11 protein-coding genes are annotated in these 10,803 nt (G+C 64.3%); 2 read left to right on the top strand and 9 right to left on the bottom strand.

The genetic code is table 11. The features are described from left to right. Positions 1 to 51: 51 nt before the first annotated feature. From OPIT5_13875 to OPIT5_13855, 5 genes are all read right to left on the bottom strand, one after another. Positions 52 to 1,056 carry a curli assembly protein CsgG gene (locus OPIT5_13875; protein AHF91134.1) on the bottom strand — a complete coding sequence of 335 codons (1,005 nt, stop codon included), beginning with the start codon at positions 1,054 to 1,056 and terminating at the stop codon, positions 52 to 54. A 7-nt stretch (positions 1,057 to 1,063) separates the two neighbouring features. Next, complete coding sequence (locus OPIT5_13870) at positions 1,064 to 2,056, bottom strand: hypothetical protein (protein AHF91133.1); 993 nt, start codon at positions 2,054 to 2,056, stop codon at positions 1,064 to 1,066. Beyond that, a complete protein-coding gene (locus tag OPIT5_13865) occupies positions 2,046 to 2,864 on the bottom strand; it encodes a hypothetical protein (protein AHF91132.1) in 819 nt (272 codons plus the stop codon). Before OPIT5_13865 ends, OPIT5_13870 begins: the two co-directional genes overlap by 11 nt. After that, entirely contained in the window at positions 2,861 to 3,442 is a 582-nt protein-coding gene (locus OPIT5_13860; protein AHF91131.1) for an RNA polymerase subunit sigma-24, read from the bottom strand. Before OPIT5_13860 ends, OPIT5_13865 begins: the two co-directional genes overlap by 4 nt. Before the next feature lie 366 nt (positions 3,443 to 3,808). Further along, positions 3,809 to 4,390: a hypothetical protein gene (locus OPIT5_13855; GenBank protein ID AHF91130.1), complete on the bottom strand. Its 582-nt coding sequence runs from the start codon at positions 4,388 to 4,390 to the stop codon at positions 3,809 to 3,811. An 81-nt stretch (positions 4,391 to 4,471) separates the two neighbouring features. Here OPIT5_13855 and OPIT5_13850 point away from each other — a divergent pair, with 81 nt between their 5' ends. Both OPIT5_13850 and OPIT5_13845 read left to right on the top strand, forming a co-directional pair. Further along, positions 4,472 to 5,704 (top strand): peptidase M24, encoded by a 1,233-nt coding sequence (locus OPIT5_13850; protein AHF91129.1) that lies wholly within the window; start codon positions 4,472 to 4,474, stop codon positions 5,702 to 5,704. A gap of 193 nt (positions 5,705 to 5,897) precedes the next feature. Next, entirely contained in the window at positions 5,898 to 6,731 is an 834-nt protein-coding gene (locus OPIT5_13845; protein ID AHF91128.1) for a DNA-formamidopyrimidine glycosylase, read from the top strand. Positions 6,732 to 6,831: 100 nt separating this feature from the next. Here OPIT5_13845 and OPIT5_13840 read toward each other — a convergent pair whose 3' ends face one another. The 4 genes from OPIT5_13840 to OPIT5_13825 form a co-directional block, all read right to left on the bottom strand. After that, a complete protein-coding gene (locus OPIT5_13840; protein AHF91127.1) occupies positions 6,832 to 7,920 on the bottom strand; it encodes a hypothetical protein in 1,089 nt (362 codons plus the stop codon). A 131-nt stretch (positions 7,921 to 8,051) separates the two neighbouring features. After that, a complete protein-coding gene (locus tag OPIT5_13835; protein ID AHF91126.1) occupies positions 8,052 to 8,990 on the bottom strand; it encodes a dihydrodipicolinate synthetase in 939 nt (312 codons plus the stop codon). Between the two features lie 89 nt (positions 8,991 to 9,079). Continuing rightward, the gene (locus OPIT5_13830; GenBank protein ID AHF91125.1) at positions 9,080 to 9,745 is read right to left on the bottom strand and encodes a hypothetical protein; all 666 of its coding nucleotides are present in this window, start codon (positions 9,743 to 9,745) and stop codon (positions 9,080 to 9,082) included. Positions 9,746 to 9,878: 133 nt separating this feature from the next. Next, a complete protein-coding gene (locus OPIT5_13825) occupies positions 9,879 to 10,781 on the bottom strand; it encodes an ABC transporter permease (protein ID AHF91124.1) in 903 nt (300 codons plus the stop codon). Positions 10,782 to 10,803: the final 22 nt, after the last annotated feature.

Genomic DNA, 10,803 nt, shown 5'->3' with positions numbered 1-10,803 from the left:
GTCGAGGCATGCGGGCGACGCAGGCGGGCCGCCTGCTCCGCAGCCCGGTAGCTAGCGCGCCTGCCCGGCCAGCGCGGGGAGGATACGGTCGAGGAGTTTCAGCGCCGCATTTTCCAGCGCCTTCTTGCCGGCGATGTGCTCGGCGATGTCGATGGCCACGTCCATCTGGCGGTCGGCGAGAAGGAGTTTCCCGGAACCGTCCTTCACGGTGATTTCCACTCGCGAACGGCACGAGACGAGGTTGCCGCGGCGCATGCCGAGCTCGCTGAAGGCTTCGCCGGTGATGGTCACCGCATCGGAACGCTTCGCGGCTTCATCCGCCGACAACACGGTGAAGCCGATTTGCCGGAGAACGAGCATCAATTCGGTCTGGACCGCCGGATCGATCACCGGTCGGGCGAGGTGCTGCTCGGCAATGGTCACGTAAACAGACGGCAGCTTTGCAGGATCAGCGGCGCCGAGGAGTTTTTTGTAGCGTTCGAGCCGGGCTTCCGGCGTTTCGACTTTCGCCAGGAGAGTATCGGCGCGGGCAGTTGTCACTTTCACGATTTTCTCCGAGAGTGCCGTGACGGCGGTTTCGATATCGTCAAAATTTTTCGCCGTGGCCATCTCGCCGTAAACGCGACCCGTCTCGGCGCTCATGATCTTGGCGACCGCGTAAACCTTGCCGCCCGATTCGAAAAGGCGACCGGTGACAAGCACCTTGGCGCCGACCAGCGCGCCGACTTTGGCGACGGAATCGGGCGTGACCGTACCGGAGAGGCCGAGTTCCTGCTCGCCGAGAATCTTTTCGACCTCCTGGCGTTCGACGAGAAACACGTCGGGCGACATCGAGAGATGGGCGTTGAGGAGCGTGGCGACCTCCGCACCTTTCTTGTCGAGAGAGCGGTCGGTGGTCTGGAAATCGAAGACGGCCATCGGCAGCGGCTGGTCCACATCGGTGGCGGCGACGGCTGACGTTTCTGAAGCAGCCGACGCAACGCCGGCGCAAAGCGCGAGCGCGGTGGCGAGGCCGGCGATGTGGCGGGCGAGGCCCGGTATGTAGTGTGTATTCATGACGATTTTATGGAGAATTATGGAGTATGGAGCCGGTGGAGAGCACAGGCGTGACGGCGTCGGTGATGAGTTTGAGGACGGCCTCCCGGGCGCCCGGATCACCGGCGAGATACGGGAGGAGCGGATGCGTGACTTTGGTGACCACGGCTTCGGGAGTGGTTACGGAATGCACTCCGGCAAGGCGGTCGTGATAGAAGTGTTCGCCTGCAATAAAGAATATCCATCGACCGGCCAAGGGAGCGGGGAATTTTTCCAGCGGCGTGCCGTCGGGAATGCCGCCGACATGCAGGGTTTCTTGCGAATCGCCGGTGCGGATGGCGTCGTCTATATCTTCGGGGCCGTCAACGAAAGGGATGCCGCAGGCGATGAGAAAATCGCGAAGGTAGCGCAGTTCGGATGAGCCTCCGACAAGCGTGAGCGCGGAAGGGGCGGCGGGATTATCGTCCTGGTGTTTGCGGATGGCATCGGCAAGCGGAGCCGCATGTTTCCCGAGCGGTACGTCAGGGTAAACGGTGACAGGGATGTAACCGAGCGAGACGTTGCGCTTCCCGTCGGGTTTTTTCTGGAGAAATACGAGCATCATGCTGGTGGGACGTTCCACTGCGGGCAGCGGAAATTCGATGATGTCGTCTTTCGTCCGGGGAGGAGGAGAGGGGGGAAGCAACAGGTCGGTCAACCGGAGAGGCGCCTGTGGCCGGGCGACAATCCGGTTGGCCAACTGGAGGATATTCACGAATATGGTTTCGCGGTCGATGCCGGCGTGAATATGTAGTGCGACCGGAAGTTTTTTCCCGCCGGTGGCTGCGAGTCCGGTCAACTGGAACGGGCGGTCAAGCTGGTAGAGGGGGATGATTGCCTGGGGAACTTGAGGGTGATCGGTTTCTGTCGCACCCGAGAGGGAACGTGTCGCGCAGAGGCTTGCCAGGAACGATATCCAGATGATGCGCGGCAACAAACGGTGCTTGCGGGAAACAGGGAAGCGGAGGCATTCAGGTTTCATGGACTGGAGGAGGTGTCGGTGACGGTGTTGCAAACGGGATGATTGAAAGCGAGCGAGCGCGGATTTCGTAGCCGGCGACGCGGACCGGATGGGCAGGACTCCAGAGAAAATCCGCGCCTGCGAGCAGGACTCCGCCATCGGCAGTCGCGAGGACATCGAAGCAGACGCGGCTGCCGTTGAGATCGAGACAGACACTGCGCCCGCTATAGCTGAGAACGCGCAGGCGCTCTGTGCCGCGCTGGAGTTGCACGACCAGCGGCTGGCTGTCGGTCAGCGGAGCGACGGTGACGGTGGCAGCGGAGCTGCGAGCCGGGATGGACGATGGTTCGCTGACCTCGATCCGGACGGCGCCATTGCGCTCGATCACGGCGTTGAGCTGGCCAGGGAACAGTTTTTCCACCTGGGCGAGCATTTCGCGGGCGTCATCGACGGGCAGAGCGGCAGCGTTGCGGCCATCGCGGGCACCGGGCGCAGACGGCCCGGCCGGTCGCCAGATGAAGACTCCGAGAATCACGAGGGTCGCAACGAGCGCAGCCGCGGCCGGGAAGAGTTCCCGGAAACCACGTCGTCGGCAAAGGCCGCCGATGTCACTGCGGTCGCGGGAGCCGGGCATGGTTGCGAGGGTGCGGCCGGCATCGGCAACAGATGCAGCATCGCCGGCAAGCGCGCCAAGCGCGGCGAGCCGTGCGTTTTCGCGGACGGACGCGTCGGGCACAGGAGGAGCCAGCGCGGAAAGGTGTTTTTTCAGGTCGTTGTCATTCATGATTGTTTTCCTCTTTCGTTTTTCCTCGGCCCGCGCCGCGATCATTCGTGTGGAGACGGATTCCGGAGCCGGCGTTTGAGTTTCTGTTTCGCGCGAAATATCCGCCACGAAACGGTCGATTCGGCGCAGCCGAGGATGCGCGCGGCCTCGGCGTGATTCAGGTTTTCGTAATAAACGAGCGCCACGGCTTCGCGGAGTTCGTCGGACAACGCGGCGAGAGCGTCGCGCACGGCAGCATGGCGGGAAGCAGCCCCGTCGCCGGAAAAACCGATGCCACCGACATCCGCATCCGCGCCGGCCTGCAAGGTGGCCAGTTCGGACGACAGCCGTTCTCGCCGGAGACGCTGACGATAGCGATCGCGGCTTTTGTTGACCGCGATCGTGTGCAACCAGTTTTTGAACGATGCCTCGCGCCGGAAACCGCCCAGCGAACGGGCGGCGTGGATAAATGTATCCTGCGCGATGTCGGCGGCCTCCGCGGGGCAGAGCGTGAGGCGCCAGGCAAACGCGTGGATCACCGGATAATAACGGTTGAACAGCTCCGAAAACGCATCGCCCGACCCTTGCGCAGCCTTAGTGATCAGGCGGGCATCAGCGATTTCGGTTTCGGGAGGGAGATTCATTGCCGGTTTGCAATGGAGACGCGCCGGCGAGGCGAATCCTTGGAGCTTTTTCGGGAAAACAGAATGAAGGGACCGCCATTCTGCGCTGATTTGCGTTAATCCCAAGCAAAGAAAACAAGAAGCTTTGGCTCCAGAGGATTGAACAGAAGGTAAAAAGATCACGAAAGCATCCCCGGAGGCTGGCGGATCATTGTGCAATCGTGACGTTTTTTAGAAAACAAAGGTTCCGGAGGCAGGACCGGGTGTCTGGAACCGGAACATCTTCGTGCCCTTCTTATCTTCTGATCAATGCTTCGGTTTGGGCGCGGCCAATCCAAGTCCATCGGTGGTAAAAAACGTCCCCGGATCAGTGCCGGCCGGCGCCACTCAGCGGTCCACGGTTTCTGCCGGCATTCGGATGCCCGGCAATCCCCGCGCCTTGAGCGCCTCGTCGAGCGCGGCGAGGTCGAGCCGGTCGCCGGGACGGACGCCGCGCGAGCGGTACCAGCCCTGCTTCATCTCCAGCGCATAGTGCAACGCGCGGCTTTTCGAAGCGACCGGCGTCTCGTCGTACGCCTGGAGCGGATACACCTCGCGCAGGACGCCGTCCGCGTCGAAAAAACCGATGTCGAGCGGCGTGGGGGTATTGCGCATCCAGAAACTCATCCGCTGCGGCCCTCGATAGACAAAGATCATCCCGTCGTCGTCACCGAGATCGGTGCGACCCATGAGGCCGTGCTCCATCTCGGTCGGCGTCACCGCAAGCTGTATCCGCGCCGTGGCAGTGCCCACCCGGATCGGGAAAAACGTCTCCGGTCCCTTCGCCGCCGGAGACGCCGGCGCGCTCGCGGTGACGGTGTCGGACGATTTCCCGCCGCAACCGGCCAGTCCCGCGCCGAGCCCGGCCAGCACCAGGATGCCAGCCAGCGCGAGCGACCCTCGCCTGCGGCCGGCAAGCGCGGCAAACAACGCCGGCTCGCCCGCGGAAGGCTCTTTTCCGTCATTTCCACCCCTCGATTTCAAAACCGGATTTGCGTTTCTCACGTCCCGGTGGCTACTCACTTGCCCGACAAACACAACTTCAACGTGGCCCGCTCATCCCGCATCTCCCGCTCCGCCTCCCGCCCTGTTTCCCGTCCGGCCGCCGCTCCGGCCCCTGCGGTTCTCCTCTACGCCGACACCGATCGCAGCGCGGACATGCTGTATTTCGGCCGCTTCCCGGCACCCGATCCGTTCATCGCCATCGGCGTGCGGGGCCGGAAGATCGCCGCGCTCAACGCTCTCGAATTCGGCCGCGCCCGGCGCTCCTCCGGCTTCGACACGGTGCTGCCGCTCGAACCGCTGCTCGACCGCGCCCGCCGCGTGTTCGGCCTCCCGAAGGACCAGCGCCCCCACCCCGCCCATATCGTGGCGCTGCTCGCCCGCCGCTACCGCGTGGACGCGTTCCGGGTGCCCGACGATTTTCCCGCCGGCTTTGCCGACCGCCTCCGCGCGCTCGGCATCGGCGCGGAACCGGTGGCCGCGATTTTTCCGGAACGCGAGATCAAGACCGCCGCCGAGGCCACCGCTCTGCGCGAGGGCAACCGGGCCAGCGCCGCCGGCATCGCCGCCGCCGAAAAACTCCTGCGCACCGCCACCGCCCGCGCCGGCAAACTCTGGCATGGGGGCGCCGTGCTCACTTCCGAACGGCTGCGCACCGCCATCGAGGTCGCCTGCCTGGAGGCGGGCGCGCTCTCCGTCGGCACCATCGCCGCCGGCGGCGACCAGGCGTGCGACCCGCACGAACACGGGCATGGCCCGCTCCGTCCGAGCGAGCTGATCGTGGTGGATGTTTTCCCGCGCGTCATGCGCACCGGATACCATGGCGACATGACGCGCACATTCCTGAAAGGTCGGGCGAGCGATGCGCAGCGAAAACTCGTGGCGGCGGTGCGCGAGGCGCAGCTTGCCGCTCTCGGCGCGATCCGCACCGGGGTCAACGGCAAGGATGTCCACCAGCGTTGCCTCGACGTGTTCGAGACGCGCGGGTTCGAGACGAAGCACACGGCCAAGGGCTCGGTCGGCTTTTTTCACGGCACCGGCCACGGGCTCGGTCTCGCCGTCCACGAGGCGCCGCGGGTATCCACCGTCGATTACACCCTGAAAAAAGGCTCCGTCGTCACGGTCGAGCCGGGGCTGTATTATCCCGGCCTCGGCGGCTGCCGGATCGAGGACGTGGTGCAGGTCACCGACCGCAAGCCCCGGATGCTGTCGGAATATCACTACGAATGGGAACTGCGGTGAGAACTAACCACTGATGTTACGCGGAGCGACCGTAGGGGCTTCGCTTGCGAAGCCCGCGAATACCTTGGGGCATCGCCACTTCGTCCGGCTGGCGCGGGCGTCGCAAGCGACGCCCCTACCTGTGGAGTGCGTAACATCATTAACTATCCTGCCTGGATCCGTGTGCATCCGTGTCCATTAGTGGTTAAAATCAATGCCTGAACTCGCCGAAGTCGAATTTTTCCGCAAACGCTGGAACCGCGGGCTGGGAGCGCCCGTCCTGCAAGTGAAACTGCATCCGGCCGCTCGTGTGTTTCGCGGATGCGATGTACCGGCGTTGCGCCAGAGCCTCACCGGCGCGGTGCTCGAAGACTCCCGGGCCGCCGGCAAGCAGATGATCTTCCGCTTCCGTTCCGCGTCCGCTTCCGGCGGAAATGCCTGGCTCGGTATTCACCTCGGCATGACGGGCCGGCTGCGGGCCGACGACGCCTCCCGTTATCATGCCGAAGCCGCCGATCATCTCGTGCTGGTGCAGGAAGAAGCGGCGCTGGTGTTCAACGATCCGCGGATGTTTGGCCGCGTGCAGTTCGCCGCCGGCGCGGAGCCGCCCGCGTGGTGGACCTCCATCGCTCCCGCCATGCTTTCGGATGAGTTCACAGCGGATGCCGTGGCCGCGTTCCTGCGCCGCCGGGCGCGCGCTCCGGTCAAGGCCGTGCTCCTGATGCAGGAGCGTTTTCCCGGCATCGGCAACTGGATGGCCGACGAGATTCTCTGGCGCGCCGGCATCCATCCGCGCCAGCCCGCCGGCTCGCTCTCGCCCGCGACGGTCCGCAAACTCTGGCGCGAAATCCGCTGGGTGGCCGAACAGGCGATGCAGACCATCGGCGAGACCTGCGAAGACCCGCCGGCGACCTGGCTTTTCCCCCACCGGTGGGAGGACGGCGGGCGCTGCCCGCGCACCGGCGTGCCGCTCGTCCGCGAACAGATCGGCGGCCGCACCACCTGCTGGTCGCCGGGACGACAGAAGCTCTCGCCGGAGTCCGTGTGAAGTGCGCCTCGCGAGTTGTAGCCGTAGGGGTGCGAGGCGCTGCGCACCTCGTCCGGCAAGCATGGAGGCATGCCGCTACGTTTCCCGGCTACGACCCAATTTAAACTGCCCTCACCGGCAGGTAAAAATCCTCCTCGCGCAGCGAGTAGCCGCGGATCTGCGCCAGCGGGTCGGCGTCATCGACGATGTAGTTGACGATGTAAATTTCGCCGTCCGCAAACTGCACCCAACCGGTATAGCCTGTATCCGCCACCGGGCTGCGGTCGTAGTCGAGCGGCATGATGCGCAGCTTCGCGGCGTTGCGCTCCGGGTTGGCGCAGGAGTCCGCATCGGTGATCGCCGCAAACATGTTTTGCGTCATCCAGCCCCAGCCGCCAGCACTGCCGGGCAGGAACCGGTGCGTGATGAGGACGCGTCCGCTTCGCAGCATGCCCGCCACCGGACGATGGCAGCCGGGCAACGGAAATTTGCTCAACTGGCTCCACGTCGCACCGCCGTCGCGACTGAAGGCGCGAAACGCATCGAGACCGAGCGACGAATTCTCGCGCAGGAAACACACGAGTCCTTGGTCACCGGGCAGTTCCAGCACGCTGCCCTCGCAGAGTTTCAGACCGGGTTCCTCGGCGATGATCGACGGCCCGTGCCAGGTTTTCCCGGCGTCGTCGGAGTACCAGAGACGCTGGCTCCACAAGCGGCGGTCGGGCCCCTGAAAAGAATGCGCGGTGGTCGTCCAGCGTCCGGCATGCGGACCGTGCGCGAGCTCCACGATCTGGTCGGGCACGATGCCGGTGACGGGCGTGGGCACGGGGCCGTCCCACGTCTCGCCTTCGTCACTGCTGAACCAGAGCCAGTTGGTTTGTTCACCGTCATTGGCGGCGCCTTCGTGTGCGCCGGCCACGCGGTCAACGATCACCACCAGACGGCCGTCGCGCAGGGCGGTGACGCGGGCACAATTCCAATGCGGGTCGCCGGGCTTTTGCTTGAGGAGCGCGGGTGTGACAGGACGTTTCGCCGTCCAGGTGCGTCCGCGGTCGTCCGACGTCACACCCATGATCCGCGAATGCGTGCGGTCGCCATGATGGGTGCATTCGCTGAACACGCAGACGAGCCGGCCGGAACGCGTGAGCGCGAGGTCCGGCCAGGCCTGGTAGAAGGAGTCATCGCGGTTGACGAGGAATTTCTGAATCATGGGATTCTTGTTTTCGGGTTTTTCGACAGGAGAAAAGAGAGCCCACGAAACACACGAAAGGACACGAAAAGAAGGCCGGAACGGGGTGTGTTTGTTTTTCGTGTCCTTTCGTGTGTTTCGTGGGCCACTGATCACGGGCGCCTGATCGCCTCGAAGTAGCCGATCTCGCCGAGTTCCTTTTCGAGGGCGGCGACCGCCGGTTTGTCGGGCATTGCGAGCGGCACGCGCATGGGTCCGCAGTCGATGCCAGCAAGCGCAAGCGTGGCCTTGATCGCGGGGAGGCCGCCGTGGCGGACGATGATGTCGATCGCCTGCGTGCAGAAGGCTTGCAGGCGCTCCGCCTCGGCAAGGTCGCCAGCAGCATGGGCGCGAGCGATAGCGAGGTAAAGCGGCGCGGCAAAGTTGTAGGTGCTGCCGACCGCGCCGGTGGCGCCGAGTTTGAGCGCGGCGAGGAGCTTTTCGTCGCGGCCAAAAAACACCTCGTGTTCGTTGCCGGTTTCCTTCGTGCGGGCGCGCGCCCAGGCGAGAGCGGAAGCGTAGTCGTCGAGATCCTCGTAGGTGAATTTCACGCCGCGAAAGGTCGGCACGGCGGCGGCCATCTGCGCGATCCAGCGGCTCACCGGCGCGCTGGCACGGCTCATCGACGGCATGTGGTAATAATAGAACGGCGTGGCGGGCGCGGCGGCGGCGATCCGGCGATTCGTTTCGATCAGGGCGGCGTCGGACGAGGGCGCGAAATAAACCGGACCGATCGCGGCGATGCCGTCGGCTCCGATCTTTTCGGCATGCGCGGCGAGGTCGCGCGCATCGGCGATGGACGTGTGACCCACGTGCACGATGAGAGTGAGCTTTTTTCCGGTCTGCGTGTCACCGGCGATGGCGGCGCGCCAGGCCTCGGCGACCTGCTTGCGCTCGGCGTTGGTGAGCGAGAGGCCCTCGCCGGTCGTGCCGCAGATGAAAACGCCGGCCACGCCGTCCTTGCGAAGGCGGGCGGCGTAGGGCGCGATGACGGAGAGATTGAGCGAGCCGTCGGGAGCGAGCGGCGTGAAGGGAGCGGCAATGAGGTTCATGGTGACGGATGCAGCATCACCCGTCAGCGCGGCGCCTGCCAAACCGGGGCCACTGGTAAAATGTACTTACCAGTCCGGAAAACCTCTCCTCACTTCGTGATCTCGCCAACGAACGCGATCAGCGGCTGCACCTCGACGGGGGCCTGCACCCAGTCGCTGTAAAGCAGCTCCGGGAGCGTGTTCTGAGTCTGGTAGAACGTAAAATTATCCTCGTCGGCGCGGGCAATCCAGCCGGTCCTGACGGTGGCGCCGGCGTAGAGGCCCTTGCTCTTGCTGTAAACGAGGACGGGCGTATTGAGCAGTTCGCGGCTGATCTTTTCGGCTTCGGCCACGCGCGGGCCGGCGATGGCCTTGGCATCGATGCCGATGTTGAGGCGGTCGGTGAAAAGGAGTTTGGGCGTCTGCTCGTCGTTGATGATGTAAACCGTTTCGATGGAGCTGCCGCCGGCCTGGAGGCCGAGGCTCGTCTCGCCGGCGCGGATCAGCACCGGCAGGCTCCAGTTGCCATCGGCCTTGCGCACCATGATGACGCCGTAGCCGTAGCGCATGCCGAAGATCAGGCCGCCCTTCACCTGGTTGGTGATGATGATGCCACGGGCCTGTTTCAGCACCTCGGGCGGAATATCCGCCTGAAAATTACGAATGATCGCCTCGCATGTCTCGAAGCGGCCGGCGAGCTTCTCGTGGACGGTAGCAGCGCAAAGCGTCGAAACAAAAGCCAGGGCGCAGGTAACAAGGAAAATGGAACGTTTCATGGTGTGGAAAAACAGAATAGTGCGCACCTTGCCAGAACTGCCGCCCGAAGTGAAGAGGGAATGAGAATACGGAATAAGGAAGTGCGCCGGAGCCCGTCGTCACCGGGAATGCACCGGTCCCCTCCCCCGTACCTCACCCCTTCACTGCCCCGGCGGTGATGCCCTTGACGAGGTGTTTCTGCAACAGAATGTAGATTGCGAGGATCGGCACCGTCACCATGACGAGCCCGGCGAACAGCATGCCGTAATCGCTCCGGTACTGGGCCGTGATCGCGAGATTCGCCAATCCGAGCGGCAACGTGCGCGCACCCGCCCCGCCGGCGTCGCCGCCGCTCGCCAGCATGAACGCAAAAAAATACTCCTTCCAGATACCGATGAACTGGAAAATCGCCACCGTCGCCAGGCCCGGCCTCGCCAGCGGCAGCATCACGCGCCAGAATGCGCCCGCCTCGCCGCACCCGTCCACCACCGCCGCCTCGTAGAGCGTGCGGGGCAAACCGCGGAAAAACCCGGCGAGAATGAACACGGCAAACGGCAGCCCATTGGCCGTGTAAACCAGCACCAGCCCCGGCAGCGAATCCAGCAACCCCAGCGCCCGCAGCTCGAAAAACAGCGGCACGATCGAAAGCTGCACCGGGATCATCAGCCCCGCCAGAAACAGCCAGAACACCGCCCGCCCCGCCAGATGATAGAACCGCGCCAGCGCGTACGCCGCCATCGAGCCGAAGAGCAGGATCAGCGCCACGCTCGACGCCGTCACCAGCACGGAGTTGACAAAATAGTCGCCGAAGCGCGCGCCGCTCCATGCATTCGCGTAGTTTTCCGTCGCCAGCGCATCGAGCGCCGGGAATGCGAACGCATCGCGGAAGATCGCCTCGTCGGTCTTGAACGACGACGCCACCATCCATGCCATCGGATAGACGACCCAGAGGAGCTGGATCGCCAGGACGATCCAGCAGAAAGCTGAAACGCTGAAAAACTGAAACGCTGAAACCCAATCCCCCCGGCGTGCGCCTGTTTGTTGGTGATCGTTCATTTTGTGCGGCATCTTCATTTTA

Source organism: Opitutaceae bacterium TAV5, assembly GCA_000242935.3.
Classification (GTDB): domain Bacteria; phylum Verrucomicrobiota; class Verrucomicrobiia; order Opitutales; family Opitutaceae; genus Geminisphaera.
The sequence above is the reverse complement of the archived record's forward strand: the minus strand, read 5'-3'. Positions and strand labels throughout refer to the sequence as shown.